The organism is Leptotrichia sp. oral taxon 498 (assembly GCF_002240055.1).
GTDB classification, from domain to species: Bacteria; Fusobacteriota; Fusobacteriia; order Fusobacteriales; family Leptotrichiaceae; genus Leptotrichia; species Leptotrichia rugosa.
Map to the genome: position 1 here is coordinate 1,742,144 of NZ_CP016753.1, position 20,591 is coordinate 1,762,734.

A 20,591-nucleotide genomic window follows, 5' to 3' on the forward strand; every position below is an offset into this window, starting at 1 on the left:
AGAAAGGAGCACGATCGAAAAGTTTTAATCAAATTAAAATTTTTCGATTTATAACAAGAAATGGGTTTAAAATTTAAAGTTAGAGTACCGGGAACTTCTGCAAATATTGGTGTTGGTTATGATTGTCTGGGAGTTGCACTAGATTATTTTTTGGAAATGGAAGTTGAAGAGAGCGATAAAATTGAGTTTTTTGAAAATGGAAAACCTTTTCCAATACCGATTGAAGAAAATTTAATTTTTGAAGCGATAAAATATACTGAAAAACATTTGGTAAAAAATATTCCAAGCTACAAAGTGAATATTACAAGAAACGACATTCCTATTTCTCGTGGGCTTGGGAGTAGCTCATCAGCAATTGTTGCGGGAATTTTAATTGCAAATAAATTTGCTGGAGATGTTTTGGACATGGATAAAATCGCAGAATTAGCTGTAGAAATGGAAGGACATCCAGACAATGTCGTACCTGCAATATTTGGAGGAATGGTCTTGACTGCTCACGACAAGGATAAATTGGTGTATAGTTCGCTTCTTAGTTCAGATGACTTATGTTTTTATGTTATGATACCAGATTTTAAATTATCAACTGAGAAAGCTAGAAGTGTACTTCCAAATTCTTATTTAGTTTCGGATGTAATTAACAATATGTCAAAACTTGGGTTATTAGTAAATGCTTTTAGCAAAGGAGAATATCAAAATTTAAGATTTTTATTGGGAGATAAAATTCATCAGCCTTATAGATTTGCACTTATAAACGATTCTGAAAAAATATTTGAAATGTCGAAAAAATATGGAGCATTGGGAGAATACATAAGTGGTGCGGGACCAACTTTAATCTCGCTTAATTATGACAACGATGAATTTTTGGAAAATATGAGAAAAGAACTTGAAAAATTGCCAGATAAATGGACTATTGAAAAGAAAAAAATAAATTTATATGGAGCTGAAGTTTTTTGAATAAATAAATAAACAAAAATTTAAATAAAAATTTTAAAATAAATAAATTTAATAAAAAATAATTGATATTTACTGTATTTTACAGTTTATATCTTTTATTTTTTTTATAAAAAATTAGAAAGGGGAAAGATGGAAAATCCTAAAATAGGAACACTCGAAGTAATAACTGGAAGTATGTTTTCTGGGAAAAGTGAAGAACTTATAAGACGACTCAGAAGAGCGAAATTTGCAAAACAAAAAGTTGTTACATTTAAACATTCTGTCGATAATAGATATGGAGAAAATGGCGTATTTTCTCATAGAAAAGAAAGTATTTTTGCATATCCGGTAAAAGATGTCGCTGAAATGGAAAAAATTATGGATGAAAATATTGATGCTGAAATTATTGGAATTGATGAAGTTCAGTTTTTTGGTGATGAAATTGTGGATTTTTGTAAGAAATATGTAAATTTTGGAAAAAGAGTGATTGTGGCGGGGCTTGATTTAAGTTTTAGAGCAGAGCCGTATGAGCCTGTTCCAGAACTTATGGCAATTGCTGACGAAGTTGATAAATTACATGCTATTTGTACCGTTTGCGGAAAACCTGCTTATGCGAGTCAAAGACTTTTAGATGGGAAACCTGCGTATTATGAAGATCCGCTTGTGATGGTTGGAACAAGTGAAAATTACGAAGCTAGATGTAAAAGGCATTTTATTATAAATCACAGAAATGAAAAAAAAGCTAAAATTTATTTTTTTGTTGGAACTGAAATTAATGTTGGAAAAAAATTTGTTGAAGAAATGTATATAAAAAATTTGGCAAAACATGAAAATATTAAAAGTGAAACGATAATTCTAAGTGGAAATATTTTAAATTGTGAAAAAAATGCGCTAAAAAATTTGCGGAAAAAAGTTGGAGAAAAAATTTCAAAAAATGATTTTTTGTTTGTGAGAATTACAGGTGGGATTTTGCTTCCAATTGAAAAAAATTATACAATTTTGGATTTTATGTGTGAGTTACGAAAAGATTCTGAAGTTATAATTGTTTCAAAAAATAAAAAGGGAGCTTTGAATCAAATTTTGGTCATGGCTGATCTGATAAAAAAATCGGATTTAAATTTAAGAGAAATTGTTTATAAAAAGACTAGCAATAATAATGAAATTGAAGAAAATCAAATAATTGAAAAAATTTCTAAATTAGCTGGAATTGGGTATAGAATGATTTAGAAAATAAAAAAGGAGAAGAAAATTGAGTATTTTAGATAAATTGAATGAAGAACAGAGAAAAGCGGCGGAAAAAGTTGAAGGGCCTGTGTTAATTTTAGCTGGAGCTGGAAGCGGGAAAACGAGAACAGTCACTTACAGAATGGCACATATGATAAAAGAAAAAGGAATTTCACCACTTAACATACTTGCGTTAACTTTTACTAATAAGGCTGCAAGAGAGATGAAGGAAAGAGCTGAAGAACTTATTGGAAGTGAAGCACAAAATTTGGTAGTTTCGACATTTCATGCTTTTTCTGTAAGACTTTTAAAAATGTATGCTGATAGAATTGGATATGACAGAAATTTTAATATTTATGATGTGGATGACCAAAAATCCATTATTACAAAAATAAAAAAAGAAATGAACATTGGAGACAATGACAGTTCAAAACCTGGAGTTTTGGCAAATAGAATTAGTAAATTGAAGGAACAGGGAATTGGCGTGAACGAATTAGGGCAGCAAGTTGACTTGAAAATTCCAGCAAATAAAATTTTTGCACAAATTTATCAAAGTTATAATGAAACTTTGAAAAAAAATAATGCGATGGACTTTTCGGATTTGCTTGTGAATGCAAGAAAATTATTGGACGATAAATTTATTCTTGAACGAATACAAGAGAGATATAAGTACATTATGGTGGATGAATATCAAGATACAAATGATATTCAATACGAGATAATCAATTTGATTGCAGAAAAATATAAAAATATTTGCGTCGTGGGAGATGAAGATCAGAGTATTTACGCTTTTCGTGGAGCAAATATTAACAATATACTGAATTTTGAGCGAGATTACAAAGATGCGTTTACCGTAAAATTGGAGCAGAATTACCGTTCAACTAAAAAGATACTTGATACAGCAAATGAACTTATTAAAAACAATAAAAGCTCGAAAGGAAAAAATCTTTGGACAAATTCTAGTGAAGGAGAAAAAATTAAAGTTTACAACGCCACAGATATTTTTGATGAAGCAAATTACATCGTGTCGGAAATAAGAAAAAAAGTTAAAAATGGAGCTTCTTATAAAAATATGACGATACTTTATCGTACGAATGCACAATCTCGAATATTGGAAGAAAAATTGCTGGCAGCTAATGTACCATATAAAATTTACGGTGGAATGCAGTTTTTTCAAAGGAAGGAAATAAAAGATATTTTGGCATATTTAAGTTTGTTAAATAATAGAAATGACAATCACAATTTTGCAAGAATTATAAATGTTCCAAAAAGAGCAGTTGGAGAAAAGACTCTTCAAAAAATTTCAGAATTTGCGATCGAAAAAAATGTATCAATGTTGGATGCACTGAAATATGTTGATGAAATTTCAATTAGAGCAACTGTAAAGCCAACATTAAAAAGTTTTTATAATATGATGGAAAGTATTCATTCAAACCTTGAAAATTTATCAATAAAAGAGATCTTTGAACAAGTTTTGTCAAAGACAAGCTATATTGATAGCCTTGAAGATAATAAAGAAGATAGAATAAAAAATATAGAAGAACTTTTGAATAGTATAATTGAAGCAGAAAAACAAAATCCAGATATTTCATTAGCTGAATATCTTGATATGATTTCATTAACTTCATCATCGGACAACATCGAAGAAGATGAAAATTATGTAAAACTTATGACAATTCACAGCTCAAAAGGATTGGAATTTGACTATGTATTTTTAGCGGGAATGGAAGAAGGACTATTTCCCTCAATTTCATTTGATACGCCAGAAGAAGAAATTGAAGAAGAGCGAAGACTTTGCTATGTGGCAATTACTCGTGCTAAAAAAGAACTGTTTATTTCTTACGCTTCGACAAGAAAAATTTGGGGAAGAGACGACAACTTTAGAAAACCTTCAAGATTTTTGTATGAGATGAAACAGGATAACTTAGAATATGTTGGTGGAAGATTTGGAACTTTAAGAAGATCTTCTGTAGCCAAAAGTGTTCCAACAATTGAAAACTTTAATCCATTTTCAAAAGGTGGATTTGGTAGAAAAGTTAAGCTAAGAAAAGTTGAAAAAACTGAAAATTCAAAATATAAAGTGGGGCAAACTGTGACTCACAAAAAATTTGGTTCGGGAAAAATAAAAAAAGTTGATACAAAAAGTATGACTGTGGAATTTAAAGTTGGAGAGAAAAAAATTGCGTTGATACTTGCCGATAAAATTTTGGAAAATTAAAAATTTAATAAATTAAAATAATTTAATTAAAATGAAACTTAAAATTAATGAAACTTAAAATTGTAGTTAGAATTGAAGAGTAGAAAAAAATTCTACTCTTTATTATTAAATAACCATTTTTTATAATTTAAAAAGATAATTTTTGAAATAATGAAATTAAAATAAATTAATATTAAAATCTAAAAAGTAAGTAGATATAAGATAATGAAAAAAATGTAAATTTAATTTTAAAGCTCTCGATAAAAAACTGAATAGATATAAAGAAAAAAATTATAGATTTTTTTTAGATTTATTGAATTACCCCAAAAAATATGTTATTATTTAATCAGTAAAAATTCTTGGGATAAAAATAAAAAATAGGAGAAAAAGATGAAAAAAGATATTATTTCAATGAATGATATGGCAAAAGAAGAGATAATGGAAATTTTAAGGTTAGCAAAAAAAATTGAAAATACTCCAGAAGAAGAAAAATTAAAAATTTTAAGTGGCAAAATTGTTTCCACTCTTTTTTTTGAACCGAGCACACGGACAAAGATGTCTTTTGAGTCGGCAGCTTATAGATTGGGAGCAAATGTTTTGCAGTTGCCACCAGCGGAATATTCTTCGCTAAAAAAAGGCGAATCATTTTTGGATACAATAAAAATGGTGGAAAGCTATTCTGATGTGATTGTTGTAAGACACCCATTTGACGGAGCGGCAAGACTTGCTTCAGTTGCTTCAATAAAACCTGTCATAAACGCAGGGGATGGTTCAAATCAACATCCAAGCCAAACTTTATTAGATTTATACACAATTTTGGAAGAAAAAGGGACGCTCGAAAATTTATCAATTGCGTTTGTTGGCGATTTAAAATATGGAAGAACAGTTCATTCACTTATGAGAGCGCTAACTCACTTTAATCCAACAGTTTATTTTGTGGCACCGCAAATTTTGCAGATGCCGGATTATTTGCTGGAAAATTTGCGTAAAAATAACATAAAATATGAAATTTTATCTGATTTCAGAGATTGTCTTGATAAAATCGATGTCTTTTATATGACTCGAATTCAAAAAGAGAGATTTCTCGATGTTGATGAATATGAGAAATTAAAGGGAGTTTACATTATAAATAAAAAAAATATTATAGGAAAATGTAAAGAAGATATGATTATTCTGCATCCGCTTCCAAGAGTTGATGAAATTTCGACAGATTTAGATTCGACAAAACATGCGCTGTATTTTAAACAGGCTAAAAACGGAATTCCTATTAGACAAGCAATGATGTTAAAAGTTTTAGAAAAAGAAAAAATGGTATAATAATTTATTATTTGATTTTTAAACGAAAGGTAAATGGAATGAGTAAAGGAAAAGAATTATTAATTGGAGCTATAAAAGACGGAATTGTAATTGACCATATTCCATCGAAAAAAGTTTTTTTGATTGTGGAAATTTTAAAGTTAAAAAATTATTCGCAAAGAATTACAGTTGCTACAAATATGCCAAGCAGTTCGCTTGTGAAAAAAGGGATTATAAAAATTGAAGATAAAATTTTGCAGGAAAATGAGCTTAATAATATTTCGCTTATTGCGCCAGATGCTACAATAAATATTATTGAAGATTATGAAGTTGTGGAAAAAACGAAATTAGAAAGACTGGATGAAGTTGAAGAACTTGTGAAATGCGATAATCCAAAATGTATTTCAAATCACGAAAATATTAAGACAAAATTTGTAAGATTAAAAGAAGAAAATAAATACAAGTGTTTTTATTGCGAAAAAATAATTTCAGAAGATGAAATTCATTTAAAAACTAAATAAATTTTTTGAAAAAATAATAAAATAAAAATTTTTAACAAAAATTTGAAATGGAGAGAAAATTTTAAAATGCAAGATAATTGTGAAAAAAATAAAAAAATGGAATTTTTAGAGAATGTGGAAATTTTGGAAAATAAAGCTGTTGGCGGAGATAATTTTTTGATGAGAGTAAAGTCTGAAAATGTTCCAAATAAAAAAAGCGCTCCTGTCGCTGGACAGTTTTATATGTTAAAGTTAAAAAATGAAATCATGATTTTAAGACGGCCAATAAGTTTGCACAGTGTCAATTCTCAAACTGGAGAAATAGAGTTTTTGTACAAAGTTTTGGGAAAAGGGACGAAAGAGTTGGCAAGTTATGCAAAAGGAGATGTCATAAACATTCAAGGTCCACTTGGAAATGGTTTTGAATTAATAAAAAAATCATCAAAAATAGTGATTGTTGGCGGTGGAATTGGACTTGCGCCGTTAAAACAGCTGTTAAAAGAATTATTGAAAAATAAAGAAAATAAAAAAATTGTCTTTATCGCTGGAGGTCGAGATAAAAAAACTTTGGAGATGCTTGACAGTTTTGATTTTTCAGATAAAAGAATTTCTCTTAAAGTTTGCAGCGACGATGGAAGCGCTGGAGAAAAAGCGAATGTTATTGAGTTATTAAAAAAAGAAATTTCAATTGATGAAAAAATTGATATTATTTATTCTTGTGGACCACACAAAGTGTTAGAATTAATTTCTGAATTGTCGAATGAAAATAATTTAACTTCGCAAGTTTCGATGGAAGAAAGAATGGCTTGTGGAGTTGGAGCTTGTGTGGGATGTTCTATTCCAAGCGAAGAAGGGATGAAAAAGGTTTGTAAAAATGGACCTGTTTTTTACAGCAAAATTTTTGGAAAAAAATCTGAAAATGTAAAAAATGGAGGTAAATTAAATGGAAAGTAAAACAAATAAACTTTCAACAAATTTTCTGGGAGTAAAATTAAATAATCCAATTTTTACAGGAAGCGGCTGTTTTGCTTTTGGAACAGAATATATGGATTATTTCGACCCAAATGAATTGGGAGCAATTGTAATAAAAGGCTTAACTTTGGAGAAAAGAGATGGGAATTCTGGCTCAAGAATTGCAGAAACGCCAGCGGGAATGCTAAATAGTGTGGGTCTTGAAAATCCTGGAATTGACTATTTTGAGAAAAATACGCTAAAAGAAATAAAAGAGCATTTAAATGTGCCAGTGGTCGCAAATATCAACGGAAGTACAGTTGAGCAATATGTGGAACTTACAAAAAGACTTGATAAACTTGAAGAAATAAAAATTTTGGAATTGAATATTTCATGTCCAAATGTAAAAGATGGAGGAATGGCTTTTGGAGCAAATCCTGAGATGGCAAGACTTGTCACAAGAGAAGTGAGAAAAGTCGCAAATAAGCCGTTAATGGTAAAATTGTCACCAAATGTGACAAATATTGTGGAAATTGCAAAAATTGTAGAAAGTGAAGGAGCAGACGCAATTTCGATGATAAATACTTTGCTTGGAATGGCAATTGACACAAATACTGGAAAAGCAATTTTGGGAAACACTTACGGCGGAATGTCGGGTCCTGCGGTTAAGCCAATTGCATTAAGAATGATACATCAAGTTTCACAAGCGGTGTCAATTCCGATTTTAGGAATGGGTGGAATAAGTTGTGCGAAAGATGCGATTGAGTTCTTTTTGGCGGGAGCATCGGCAGTTTCAATAGGAACGGCTTTTTTTGGAAATCCTTTAGTAGCTCTTGAAGTAAAAAAAGAACTTTTGGAATATTGTGAAAAGAAAAATTTATCGAATATTTCAGAGATTATTGGATTTTCTCATCCTGATGATGGAGTTTCTTATAGAAAAAGACTTGAAATTAAATAAATTAAAATTAAAATTATTTCAATTAATAGAGCTTTATGGTCTTTTAAAAATAATTAAATAAAATAAAAAAGGAGAAAAATTTTGAATAAAATAAATGAAAAAGCTAAAGAAAAAATATTTGTAGCGTTGGACTTTGACAATTTAGAAGATGCAAAAAAATTGGTGGAACAACTTGGAGATAATATTTCAATGTACAAAGTTGGGCTTGAGAGTTATTTGAGCACAGATGGGAAATTGGTTGATTATTTGCATGAAAAAGGGAAAAAAGTATTTTTAGATTTAAAATTTCATGACATTACAAATACAGTAAAAATGGCGTGTAAAAATGCTATTCAAAAAAATGTTTTCATGTTTAACATTCATTGCTCAAATGGAAGCAAAACTATGAGAGAAGTTTCAAATTTAGTGAAAGAAAGTGGTTCAAAAAGCCTTTTAATCGGTGTGACAGTTTTGACAAATTTATCTGGCGATGACATTTCTGAAATGTTCAAAAGTAGCTTAAATGTCGAAGAAATGGTTCTAAATTTAGCAACAATTGCAAAAAATAATGGAATGCACGGGATTGTCTGCTCTCCTTTGGAGTCGAAGAAAATTAAAGAAAAGTTGGGACAAAACTTTGTAACTGTCTGTCCTGGAGTAAGACCAGCGTTTACATTAAATGCGCAAGGAAAAAGTGATGATGACCAAAACAGAATAATGACACCATTTGATGCGATTAAAAATAATGTAGATTTTTTAGTCGTTGGAAGACCGATTACCAAAGCTGAAAATCCTGTGGAAAGTGCTAAATTAATTTTAGAAGAAATTTCCCAAGCTTTATAAATTTTATAAAAAAAGAGATAAAAAAGTTAAAATAAATTGAATTCAAATAAAATTGGATTATAATAACTAAAATAGAAATTTAAGGAGAAGATTATGAGAAAAAAAGCAATAATGATAGTAGTAGCACTTTTTTTATGTCAATTGTCATATGCAGTAAGTAATGTTGAGAATGTTAATCAGTCTGATGTGCCAAAAGATGTACCTTTAAATGCATATCCAAATTCAAATGATGAAACTTCAAATACAGCTGCAACTTCAGAAAAAATTCAAAATACAATAAATGATGGAACAGATGAAACCACAGTTTTAACTCCTGCAGCTGGAGATGAAGAAAAAGAAACGACTTCAGAAAATACAGATGCAAATACAAAAATAACAGAAACTAAAACAAAGAGAACAAATAAAACTCAGAAAAATCAAGTTAAAACAAAAAAAGAAAAAGCTAAGAAGCTGACTCTGGATGAAAAATTGGATTTGGAATTATCAAATCTAACTCGTATGTTAGACAGATTGGAAGGAAGATAAAAAAAAGAAATCTCTTGTAATATTTGATTATTCAAGGGATTTTTTTATAAAAAAAACTATCTTAAAATTATCTAGTCTTTAAGATAGTTTTTTATTTTAATTATATATTTCTTCTTTCTCTTTCTCGTCTTTCTCTTCTTGAAAGTGGTCTTTGAGGTTGTTCAAGTTTTTCTGGAATAACTTCTTGCTGATAGTCATCGCCAATTATGATTTTATCGTCAGTATGCTCATATTTTACATTTGAAACTTCTTCGTGAGTTAAGTTATTTGTGTCTTCTTCCCCTCGAACTTTTAATTTCAAGATAAACGAGCTTGTTTCCCTTTTAATCGCATCAATCATTTCATTATAGATATCGTACCCAACAATTTTGTAGTCATGAATTGGATTTCTTTGACCGTAAGAACGAAGTCTTATTCCCTCTCTTAATTCAGTCAAATCTTTTAAGTGTTGTCTCCATTTTGAATCCAGCACTTCTAGCATTATGTAACGTTCTATTTTTCTAAATACTTCATCTCCAACCGCTTTTTCTTTTTCATCATAAATTTTTATCAAATCGTCATAAATTAAATTTGAAACTTCTTCTGCCGATTTTCCTTCGATTCTATTAAGATCAATTTGGTAACCAAATATTTCGTTTAATTTGTCTTCTAACAAATTCAAATCTTTTTCTTCAGATTCTCCTGCGAATGCATTGCCTACAACAACGTCAACAGTTTCTGAAATCATTCCTTCAATCAATTCTCTTAAATTCTCATTTTTTAAAATGGCATCTCTTTGCTCATAAACAGCTTCCCTTTGAGTGTTATTTACATCGTCATATTCAATAAGACTTTTTCTTGATGAAAAGTTTCGGCTTTCAATTCTTCTTTGTGCATTTTCAACCGATTTTGTAATTTGTTTATGACGAATGTCCTCATCTTCATCAATTTTTAATATTTTCATCATAGATTTTAATTTGTCTCCACCAAAAAGTCTCATCAAGTCATCGTCTAATGACAAATAAAATTCTGATGCTCCGGGATCTCCCTGACGGCCAGCACGACCTCTCAACTGATTGTCAATACGTCGAGATTCATGTCTTTCGGTCCCTAAAATGAAAAGTCCTCCAGCTTTTAGAACTTTTTCTCTATTCTCAGCGCACTCTTTCATATAGGTTTGATAGATATCCTCATATTCAGGCGTTCCTTTTATAGCAACTTTAGAAGCAAAAGATTCAGGATCTCCACCAAGTTTTATGTCGGTTCCCCTCCCTGCCATATTTGTCGCAATTGTTACAGTTTTAAATCTTCCAGCTTGAGATACAATTTCCGCTTCTCTTTCATGATGTTTTGCATTTAATATTTCATGCGGAATTCTTGCTTTTTTAAGTAGTGCCGAAACTTCTTCCGAGTGCTGGATAGATGCAGTTCCGACTAAGACTGGCTGTCCTTTTTCATATAATTCTTCAATTTTTCTTGCTATTGCTCGATATTTCGCATTTTTATTCATATAGATAACATCTGGCAAATCTTTTCTTATAACAGGTTTGTTTGTAGGAACAACTATAACTTTTAAGTTATAAATTTGTTTAAATTCTTCTTCTTCTGTTTTAGCTGTCCCCGTCATTCCTGACAATTTTTCGTACATCCTAAAATAATTTTGCAGTGTGATAGAAGCTAGAGTCTGATTTTCTCCCGCAACTTCCAAATGTTCTTTGGCTTCAATCGCTTGGTGAAGCCCGTCCGAATATCTTCTACCTTCCATAAGTCTTCCAGTAAATTCGTCAACTATTATAACTTCTCCATCATTGTTGATGATGTAATCTCTATCAATTTTAAACAGTTCTTTCGCTTTTAATGCCTGTGTTAAAAAGTGTGTAAGTTCAACATATTCAGGTGAATAAAGGTTATCAATTTTCAAAATTCTCTCAACGTTTTTAATCCCTTTGTCTGTAATTGTAACAGTATGTGATTTTTCATCAACTTCATAATCTTCCCAATCTTCGTCAGGAATTACAGTATTTTTTTTATCTTTTATTTCTTCAGTTTTGTAACTTCTTTTCAATCTTTTAGCAACTTCCGCAAAAGTGTTGTACCACTCTGTCGTCTCTTCAGCCGCTCCAGATATAATTAACGGAGTTCTCGCTTCATCAATTAAAATCGAATCCACCTCGTCGACAATTACAAAGTTATGTCCTCTTTGAACTTTTTCTTCAAGTGAACCAACCATGTTATCCCTTAAGTAGTCAAATCCAAACTCACTGTTTGTTCCGTAAGTTATATCCGCTTGGTAAGCGATTTTTCTCCGTTCTTGAGTAATATTTCCACCGATAAAATCAGATCTCAATCCCAAAAATTCAAATAACTCAGCCATGATATCCCTATCCCTTTTGGCTAAATAGTCGTTTACGGTCACGACATGCACCCCTTTTCCAGTTAGTGCATTTAAGTAAATAGGAAGTGTCGACATAAGTGTTTTACCTTCTCCAGTTTTCATTTCTGCAATACTTCCCTTATGCAAAATCATACCACCTATGATTTGGACATCGTAGTGACGCATTCCTATTATTCTTTTAGACGCTTCTCTTACAGTAGCAAACGCTTCTATTAAAATATCATCTAAAGTTTCTGATTTTGAAATTCTTTCTTTAAATTCCACAGTTTTGTGCTGCAATTGTTCATCTGTCATTTTTTCAAATAGTGGTTCAATTTCATTAATTTTCTCCACTACTTTTCTCATTTTTTTTATTTCTCTTTCATCTGAAGTTCCAAATATTTTTTCTCCAAGTTTTTTTAACATTTTATTCTTCTTTTTCCTTTCGATTTAAATTTATTTAATTTAATTAAAATTTTTTGTAATTAAAATCGAAAATTTTTATTCTCTTATTCGCAAGTCATTCTCTTTTCTTTTTTCAAAAAATCTGTCATTTTGGAATAAGTTTTTATTTCTTATTACATCGTCGAAAAAATCTATATTTTCATTAATTTTTGTAATAACGTGAAATTCATTTCGTGAATTGCTTTCAATTTTTTTTCTTTTTCCAATTTTTTTAAGTTCTTTAGCAAAGACATCATTTTTATCACTATTTATTTTGCTAATTTCATTCGCAATATCATCAATATCTTTATGCGACAAATTATTGTCGTTTACAAAGTTATTAAGTTTACTTGTGAATTTTGGCGTTCCCAAAAGACTCGAATAAGTCATCATAAAAATAATGCTCATAACGACTAAAACTATATTTTTTTTATTCATCTTGTCATTTCCTTATAAAATTTTAATATGCATTGTGTTCATTTAAAAGAATAGTTCCCTTGAAAAATAAAGTTATTGCATAAAGTTATTATATCAAATATGTTAAATTATATCAATAAAAAAATAGGAAAAATAGAAAGCTAAATAAATAAAAATTATTGTAACTTAACTTTAACTTCTTATTTTCAAAAAGAATGCAAGAATATTCAAAATCCAAAATTGCAAAGGATAAAAAATATAGAAAAACCATTTGTGAATTGGTGCCTTGCTTCCTTTTTTTCCATTATACAAAAATATGAATGGCAAAAATAAAAATGTTAAACCGTCGCTGTTATAGCAAAAACTGTCAAACCATGCTCTTGAATTAGGGTATTTTGCAGGATTTAACGATGGCGTAAATAATGGAATATATAACATATTCAAAATTAAAAATGTTATTATCTGCTTTTTTCTATTTCCATAGAATGCCCAAAAACTAATCATTGTAAACAAAGTCTGTATTCCACCTTCAAGTCCCATGATATAATTTCCAATCACAATAGGAACAAAAGAAAATACCAATCCCAAAATAAAAAGAAAAATTCCTAAAATATTATAAATTACTTTTTTACTACTTCTCCCTTTTTGCAAGAAATAAATTATTGTAAATCCAATCGCAAGACTTAAAAAAATATTATCTACTATTTGATATCTTTCTCCTAGTATGATAAATGAAATTACATTTCCAAATTGCATCAAAATAGCGGCTATCCACAATCTTGCCATATATTTTTTACGGTTTCTTGTATGATAAAAGCCTTCCACTGTAAAAAATGCAAATAATGGTGCCACAAATCTTGTGATTAAATGAATCCAAGATGGTAAAAATCCTGAAAATGCAAAAAATACTGAGTCTAAAAACATAAAAAATAAAGCAATATATTTCAACTGATTTGTATTTAATTTTTTCATAAAATCCTCCTCAAATATTATTTTTGTAAAAAATTATAACACTTTTATCAGATAGATTTATAATATTTTATATAAAATAATCTTTATTATTAAAAATAAATAAAATATTTTTAAAAATTGAACTAATAAATATAAAATTTTTATATTTGAAAAAATAAGCACATTATTTTAATATGTTTAGGTGTTGTATTTTAATTATAAAATCCATATTACAAATTCCAAAGTAAAAATTCCCAATCCTCATTCTTAATTTCTTCATTAGACCTGTTCGATAACCTTGTATAAAAAATTAGAATAGGGTATAATAATACTGGTGATGAAGATGATAGATAATATTGAAAGAATAAAAAAACTTAAAAAAGAGAATTATCAAAAAATTTTTGGCATAAAAAAAGATACCTTTGACAAAATGCTGAAACTTTTGAATGAAACATACATAACTGAACATTTGAAAGGCGGGCATCCGCCAAAACTATCAGTTCTTGACAGGCTTGTAATCATGCTGTCATATTATCGCGAGTATAGAACTATGGAAAATATCGCCTTTGATTACGGCGTTGCCAAAAGCACCATTTGCGAGAGCATCAAATGGGCTGAAGGCATACTGATAAAGAGCGAGGCTTTTTCCTTGCCTAAAAAAAGGGAGCTTGCTAATGATGTAGACATTGAGGCGGTATTGGCTGATGCTACGGAATGTGAAATTGAGCGTCCTAAAAAAAACAGCAGAAATACTATTCGGGGAAAAAGAAAAAACACACTGTAAAGGCTCAGATAGCTGTGAACGAGAAGGACTTGAAAATCCTTAATGTTTCATTTTCATATGGGAGCGTGCATGATTTCAAGCTTTTATGCGAAAGCGGCCTACATTTTTCAAAGGATGTAGTTTTAATTGCAGATAAAGGATATCTTGGAATCAACAAGATACACAGTAATAGCCTGATACCGAAAAAGTCGACAAAGAAGCACAAATTAACGAAAGAGGAAAAGAAATACAATTCAATTATTTCAAAGCGGAGAATTTACATAGAGCATGTGAACAGATGTATTAAGAAATTTAAAATAGTGTCTGGACGTTACAGAAATAAAAGGAAGAAATTTTTTATGAGATTCTCATTAATTTGTGCAATTTATAATTTTGAATTATAGGTTATCGAACAGGTCTAATTTAATAACTTCGTGGATTGAATAAGAAACTTAAAATAGAAGTTTTTATTTACCTTTAAATGTTTTGCTTCATCTCAATTTTTTTATTATGATTGAAAAATTTTTCAAATAATGGTAATATTATTCTTGTATAATTTTATAAAAATAAAAAAATTTTAAACATAATTATTAAAGGAGAAGAATGAAAAAAACACTTTATAAAAAAGTCTTTTCTGTAGGACTTCCAGTTGCAATAGAAAATATGATTTACAGCCTTATGAATTTTATTGACATATTTATGGTTGGAAAAAATAATGTAGCTCTTGGACTTGGAACAATTGCAGTTGCTGGAACAGGATTTGCCAATCAAATATTTATGATTTTCGTGACCTCGCTTTTTGGAATGAACAGCGGTGGCGGAATTTTAGCAGCTCAGTATTTTGGGAACAAAGATTATAAAAATTTGAAGCGATGCCTTGGAATTACAATAATTGTTGGATTTGTGTTTTCGTTAATTTTTTTCTTTGCAGGAATTTTTATTCCAGAAGTTATAATTTCGATATTTACAAAAGATGCAAATGTTATAAAAGTTGGAGCAGCATATATGAAAATAGTCGCTTGGGTTTATCCACTTATGGGAGTTGGACTTGCGTTTAATATGCAGCTTCGTGCGATTGGAAAGACAAAATATTCGTTTTATTCAAGTGTCATTGGACTAGTCGTAAACTTAATGTTTAATACTGTGTTAATATTTGGATATTTTGGTTTTCCTGCGTTAGGAGTTAGAGGGGCTGCAATTGCGACTGTCATTGCAAGAATCATAAGCACCTTTTATATAATTTTTATAATTTATAAATTGAAGTTGCCAATTGCGGGGAAAATAAGCGAATTATTTGATTTATCGCCACATTTTTTTGTAAAAGTTATGAAAATTTCGCTTCCAGTATTTTTGCATGAAATACTTTGGGTTTTGGGGTCAAGTGTCTACATCGTAATTTTTGGACGAATGGGAACAAATTATGCGGCTTCGATTCAGACGGTAAAAGCAATAAGCAGCTTAGTTTTAACATTATTTTTTGGACTTTCAAGCGCAACTTCAGCGATTATTGGAAATGAAATTGGTGCGGGGAATGAAGAAAATGCCTACAACTATTCTATGATTTTATTAAAAGTGTCATTTTTTTGTGGACTTTTAGTCGGACTTTTTGTGCTTTTATTCAGTCCGTTAATTTTGTCGCTGATGGGAATTTCTAAAAGCATTTACCCATTGACAAAGCAAATTGTAAAATCAGAAGTTTTTATAATTGTTGTAAAATCTTTGAGTCTGCAGCTTTTAGTTGGAATTTTAAGAGCTGGGGGAGATGTGATTTGGACGATATTTATGGATTTAATTCCGCTTTGGTGTGTTGCAATTCCAATCACATATTTTACAGGACTTCAGCTAGGGTGGCCAATTTATATAGTTTATTTACTTTCATGCAGCGACGAAGTCATAAAAATTTGGCCTTGTATTAAAAGATTAAAAAGTAAAAAATGGATTAATAATCTGGTAAGTTAGGGAGAAAAAAATATGAAAGAAAATATAAAAAAGAATATAATAAAAAGAAGTTTTACAATAGGAGTTTTATTTTTTCTTGTGTCTTGTTCTACAATAAAGACGCCACCTGAGGGAGTCGACTATGAAAGCCCGGTTAGAGATAGTAAAAATGTCGACTTTCACTATGATTTAACATATTTGGACAAAGATGGAAATATTAAATATGATAGAAAGATTTGGGATGCGACTTACGAAGTTGTCGATAATGCAAAAGATTATTTGGTAATCGAAATGTTTTTATTTAACGATATTTATAACAAAGATGTGGATAAATTTCCTGAATTTGCAAAAGAATACACGAGAAGGCTTGTGAAAAAGAAAATGGAAAATCCAAATTTAAAAGTATATATATTATCGGACGAAAATAATGATTTGTATGGAGCATTTGAGCATCCGCTTATCACAGAAATGAAAAATGCTGGAATTGATGTTATAGATGTGGATATTTACAAGTTAAAAGACACTTTTCCATGGTATTCGCCCATTTGGCGAAGTGTGATAAAACCTTTTGGGAACCCACAGGGAAAAGGATGGATTACTAATTTTTATGGACCGATGTGGCCAAAACTTACGCTTAGAAATTTATTTCGTGCTTTAAATGTAAAAGCTGACCACAGAAAGATTTTTTTGAATGAAGATAAAGTTGTAATTGCGAGTGCAAATATTCACGATCCTAGTTATTTTCATGAAAATGTGGCAATTTCTGCTGATGGAGAAATTACTAAAGACATTTTAAGAGATTTACAGCTGGTTGCAAAATTTTCAGGTGGAAATATAGATGTCTCAAGTGAAAGTGAAGCTAAAAAACCTGTTAATATAAAAAATTTTCAAGCATCAAAAATTAAATTTAAAGAAGATGAAAGTTTAAAATCAGATTTGCAAAAACAAGTTGAACAAATTGAGAAGAATAAAGGAAATTTTGTAGATAAAGGAACGAAAGAATTTTACGAAACGGGAGAACTTACAAAAAATGAAGATGTTTTGCAAAATGATGATCCAAATAATAGTTACAAAGTTCAATTTGAGTCAGAAGCTAAGATTGGTGAAAATTTAGACAAAGATATTGACAGTTTAAAAGCTGGGGACGAAGTTCTTATGGGAATGTACTTTTTGGCGGACAGACCAGTTATAGATAAACTTATTAAAGCGGCTAACCGTGGAGTCAAAGTGAGAATTATTTTTGACAGAAGCAGGGATGCTTTTGGAATGAGTACAAATGGACTTCCAAATAAACCTGTTTCAAAAAAATTAAAGAAAAAAACAAAGAATAAAATCGAGATAAAATGGTATTTTACAAACAATGAACAATTTCATACAAAGATAATGCTAATGAAAAAAACAGATGGAAATGTTATAATACATACAGGTTCTGCGAATTATATTAAAAAAAATATTCGTGGCTACATAATGGATGCCAATTTAAGAGTTTTGACAAATAAAGATTCTAAGCTGACAAAAGATGTCTACAACTATTTTGACAGATTGTGGGAAAATAGAGATGGACTGTTTACAATAAATTTTGATGATGAGCCAACGACGAAAGCAAGTCAAGACTTTATGTACAAAATATTAGATGCGGCGCAATTAGGTTCGTTTTAAAATAATAAAAAATATAAATAATTTTAAAAGAGAGGAAAAAACTATGAAAATGAGAAAAAAAATGACATTTTTGCTAATTATATTAGCACTGGGAACAATGACAGTATCTTGTAAAAAGAAAGCAAGAAACAATAAGTCGGCACAGACACAGATTTCAAATAAACCAATAAATACAGATATTTTCAATTTAGGAGCGAAACAAGCACAAGGAAATCCAAATATCCAAAATCTGACTCCTGAAGAACAACAAAAATTGATTGACAATCAAATTGATCCAGCAAAAGTTTCAGAAGCGTTGACAAAAGCGCAAAATGGAGATAAAGAATCAATTATGTCATTGGCACAACTTTATTACAATTTAAAAGATAATAACAAAGTAAAACAAATTTTGCAGTATGGAGTTGATAAAGGTTACCCTGAAGCAATTTATAATTTGGCAGTAATTTTAAAACAGGAAGGAAATACAGAACAAGCTAATAAACTTATGGCACAACTTCCAAGAACTGAAAGAGTTGTGAGAAGACAAGGGGGAAGAGTTGTAAGCAGTGGAGGACCTGTCATGATTAGACAGCTTAGAATGCGTCTAGGAGCTGAAGAATATAATAGAGCGGTAGATTTGGTAAGAGCCAAAAAATATGATGAAGCCAAAAAATATTTTGAAAAAGCCTACAATGCCGGAATAAAAGAAGCGGATGTCCGTATAGCGCTTATTAATAAAGAACAAAAAAATACAGATGAGTCTGTAAAATGGTTTCAAAAAGCAGCTAATCGTGGTGTAAAAGAAGCAAATTTTGAAGTGGGAGCAATGCTTTATGACAGTGGAAAACAAGAAGAAGCTAGACCCTATTTACTAAAAGCATATAAAGCGGGAAATAAATCACTTGCCATGCCTATTGCAATGTCGTATCATAACCAAAAAGATACAGCTGAAGCGGTAAAATGGTATAAAATTGCTGCACAAAACGGAGATAAAAATGCAAAAGCGACACTTGAAAGACTTGAAAGACCAAATTCTTCAGGTGAAAACAGTTCTACAACTAAAGGTGAAGAAGGAAAATCTAGAAACTCTACGACTTTTTTAGGAAATCAAAATTCAAAAAGTCTTACTGAAAGCACTTTAAACAGTGTTAAAAGTAAAGGTAAAGCTGAAGAGGAGAAAAAAATAGAGGAAAAGAAAGATACAAGCGAAAAACATAATAATGAAAAAAAAGAAGTAAATATAGATGAAATTATGAACAGTAAAGCAAAAGAATATAGCAAATAAAAAATATTGACATTTAAAAAAAAATGTTGTATACTAATTATACAATAATCAAATTAAATAACTTATCAAGAGAGATATTAGGGACAGGCCCGTTTTGAGTATCCAGCAACCTGTATTTACAAGGTGCTAAATCCTGGCATTGAATGCGAAGATAAGAATTATAATTCTCTTCCTAGCAGGAAGAGATTTTTTTTTAAATATTTGAAATGAAATTTAGGAGGAAAAAATGGGAAAAAAAGTTTATTTTACATCAGAATTTGTATCACCGGGGCATCCAGATAAAATTTGTGACCAAATTTCTGATTCAATTTTGGATGCTTGTTTAAAAGATGATGAAAATTCAAGAGTTGCTTGTGAAGCGTTTGCAACAACTGGACTAGTTGTTATAGGTGGAGAAATTACAACTAAAACTTATGTAGATGTACAAAAAATTGTGCGAGAAAAAATAACTGAAATTGGATATAGACCTGGAATGGGATTTGACGCTGACTGTGGTGTGTTAAATACTATCCATTCTCAATCGCCAGATATTTCAATGGGAGTTGACACAGGTGGAGCTGGAGATCAAGGAATTATGTTCGGTGGTGCGGTAAACGAAACTGAAGAGCTTATGCCGCTTGCGCTTGTTCTATCTCGTGGAATTATTCAAAAATTGACAAAACTTACTAGAAGTAAAGAGCTTTCTTGGGCTAGACCTGATGCTAAGGCTCAAGTTACGCTTGCTTATGATGAAAATGGTAAAGTTTTAGGAGTAGATACAATTGTATTATCAGTTCAACACAACGAAGAAGTTACGCAAAAACAAATTGAAGAAGATTTAAAAGAAAAAGTGATAAAACCTGTACTTGAAAAATATGATTTAAAAATTGACGAAGTTAGAAAATTTCACATAAATCCGACTGGAAGATTTGTAATTGGAGGGCCTCACGGGGATTCTGGGCTAACTGGAAGAAAAATTATAATTGACACTTATGGTGGATATTTTAGACATGGTGGAGGAGCATTTTCTGGAAAAGATCCATCAAAAGTTGACAGATCGGCTGCCTATGCGGCAAGATGGATTGCTAAAAATATCGTTGCAGCGGGACTTGCCACTAAATGTGAAGTTCAGTTGTCTTATGCGATTGGAGTTGTTGAGCCGGTGTCAATAAGAGTCGAAACATTTGGGACTGGAACTGTTGACGAAACTAAAATTGAAGAAGCTGTTTCTAAAATTTTTGATTTAACACCTAGAGGTATTGAAAAATCGCTTAGTCTTAGAAAACCGTCGTTTAGATATCAAGATTTGGCGGCATTTGGACATATTGGACGAACTGATATTGATTTACCTTGGGAAAAGCTTGACAAAGTTGAAGAAATAAAAGAAGCATTAAAATAAAAAAAATTAAAAAAATAG

The 20,591-nt window shown here is 30.3% G+C and carries 18 protein-coding genes and 1 riboswitch; of the genes, 15 read left to right on the top strand and 3 right to left on the bottom strand.

What is annotated here, in order from left to right; all coding sequences use genetic code 11:
• Window positions 1-60 precede the first annotated feature (60 nt).
• The 9 genes from thrB to BCB68_RS08670 all read left to right on the top strand — a co-directional run bounded on the left by thrB (window position 61) and on the right by BCB68_RS08670 (window position 9,406).
• Window positions 61-954, top strand: coding sequence for a homoserine kinase (gene thrB / locus BCB68_RS08630; protein WP_094080404.1), 894 nt, complete (start codon window positions 61-63; stop codon window positions 952-954).
• Between the two features lie 129 nt (window positions 955-1,083).
• Complete coding sequence (locus tag BCB68_RS08635; protein WP_094080405.1) at window positions 1,084-2,160, top strand: thymidine kinase; 1,077 nt, start codon at window positions 1,084-1,086, stop codon at window positions 2,158-2,160.
• 22 nt (window positions 2,161-2,182) lie between these two features.
• Window positions 2,183-4,375 carry an ATP-dependent helicase gene (locus BCB68_RS08640; protein ID WP_094080406.1) on the top strand — a complete coding sequence of 731 codons (2,193 nt, stop codon included), beginning with the start codon at window positions 2,183-2,185 and terminating at the stop codon, window positions 4,373-4,375.
• 369 nt (window positions 4,376-4,744) lie between these two features.
• Complete coding sequence (pyrB, locus tag BCB68_RS08645) at window positions 4,745-5,671, top strand: aspartate carbamoyltransferase (RefSeq protein ID WP_094080407.1); 927 nt, start codon at window positions 4,745-4,747, stop codon at window positions 5,669-5,671.
• A 38-nt stretch (window positions 5,672-5,709) separates the two neighbouring features.
• The gene (gene pyrI, locus BCB68_RS08650; RefSeq protein ID WP_094080408.1) at window positions 5,710-6,171 is read left to right on the top strand and encodes an aspartate carbamoyltransferase regulatory subunit; all 462 of its coding nucleotides are present in this window, start codon (window positions 5,710-5,712) and stop codon (window positions 6,169-6,171) included.
• 66 nt (window positions 6,172-6,237) lie between these two features.
• Window positions 6,238-7,104, top strand: a complete 867-nt coding sequence (locus tag BCB68_RS08655; protein ID WP_237048611.1) for a dihydroorotate dehydrogenase electron transfer subunit — start codon at window positions 6,238-6,240, stop codon at window positions 7,102-7,104.
• Window positions 7,094-8,059, top strand: a complete 966-nt coding sequence (locus tag BCB68_RS08660; RefSeq protein ID WP_094080409.1) for a dihydroorotate dehydrogenase — start codon at window positions 7,094-7,096, stop codon at window positions 8,057-8,059. Before BCB68_RS08655 ends, BCB68_RS08660 begins: the two co-directional genes overlap by 11 nt.
• Before the next feature lie 81 nt (window positions 8,060-8,140).
• Window positions 8,141-8,881, top strand: coding sequence for an orotidine-5'-phosphate decarboxylase (pyrF, locus tag BCB68_RS08665; RefSeq protein WP_094080410.1), 741 nt, complete (start codon window positions 8,141-8,143; stop codon window positions 8,879-8,881).
• Between the two features lie 93 nt (window positions 8,882-8,974).
• Window positions 8,975-9,406, top strand: coding sequence for a hypothetical protein (locus BCB68_RS08670; RefSeq protein ID WP_094080411.1), 432 nt, complete (start codon window positions 8,975-8,977; stop codon window positions 9,404-9,406).
• Between the two features lie 100 nt (window positions 9,407-9,506).
• On the opposite strand, the gene secA is transcribed toward BCB68_RS08670, so the two are convergent.
• The 3 genes from secA to BCB68_RS08685 form a co-directional block, all read right to left on the bottom strand.
• Complete coding sequence (secA, locus tag BCB68_RS08675; protein WP_094080412.1) at window positions 9,507-12,185, bottom strand: preprotein translocase subunit SecA; 2,679 nt, start codon at window positions 12,183-12,185, stop codon at window positions 9,507-9,509.
• 75 nt (window positions 12,186-12,260) lie between these two features.
• Window positions 12,261-12,641 (bottom strand): hypothetical protein, encoded by a 381-nt coding sequence (locus tag BCB68_RS08680; protein ID WP_094080413.1) that lies wholly within the window; start codon window positions 12,639-12,641, stop codon window positions 12,261-12,263.
• 171 nt (window positions 12,642-12,812) lie between these two features.
• On the bottom strand, window positions 12,813-13,592 hold the full coding sequence (locus BCB68_RS08685) for a TraX family protein (protein ID WP_094080414.1): 780 nt from the start codon (window positions 13,590-13,592) through the stop codon (window positions 12,813-12,815).
• Between the two features lie 322 nt (window positions 13,593-13,914).
• Between BCB68_RS08685 and BCB68_RS08690 the strand changes: the two genes are divergently transcribed.
• The 6 genes from BCB68_RS08690 to metK all read left to right on the top strand — a co-directional run bounded on the left by BCB68_RS08690 (window position 13,915) and on the right by metK (window position 20,573).
• Window positions 13,915-14,355 carry a helix-turn-helix domain-containing protein gene (locus BCB68_RS08690; RefSeq protein WP_157697380.1) on the top strand — a complete coding sequence of 147 codons (441 nt, stop codon included), beginning with the start codon at window positions 13,915-13,917 and terminating at the stop codon, window positions 14,353-14,355.
• Window positions 14,356-14,369: 14 nt separating this feature from the next.
• On the top strand, window positions 14,370-14,738 hold the full coding sequence (locus BCB68_RS11005) for a transposase family protein (RefSeq protein ID WP_094080416.1): 369 nt from the start codon (window positions 14,370-14,372) through the stop codon (window positions 14,736-14,738).
• 199 nt (window positions 14,739-14,937) lie between these two features.
• A complete protein-coding gene (locus BCB68_RS08700; RefSeq protein ID WP_094080417.1) occupies window positions 14,938-16,293 on the top strand; it encodes an MATE family efflux transporter in 1,356 nt (451 codons plus the stop codon).
• Between the two features lie 12 nt (window positions 16,294-16,305).
• Window positions 16,306-17,931, top strand: a complete 1,626-nt coding sequence (locus tag BCB68_RS08705; RefSeq protein WP_094080418.1) for a phospholipase D family protein — start codon at window positions 16,306-16,308, stop codon at window positions 17,929-17,931.
• Between the two features lie 43 nt (window positions 17,932-17,974).
• Window positions 17,975-19,195: a tetratricopeptide repeat protein gene (locus BCB68_RS08710; protein WP_237048612.1), complete on the top strand. Its 1,221-nt coding sequence runs from the start codon at window positions 17,975-17,977 to the stop codon at window positions 19,193-19,195.
• 59 nt (window positions 19,196-19,254) lie between these two features.
• Window positions 19,255-19,353, top strand: a riboswitch (SAM riboswitch).
• 68 nt (window positions 19,354-19,421) lie between these two features.
• Window positions 19,422-20,573: a methionine adenosyltransferase gene (metK, locus tag BCB68_RS08715; protein WP_094080419.1), complete on the top strand. Its 1,152-nt coding sequence runs from the start codon at window positions 19,422-19,424 to the stop codon at window positions 20,571-20,573.
• The last annotated feature ends 18 nt before the right edge of the window (window positions 20,574-20,591 follow it).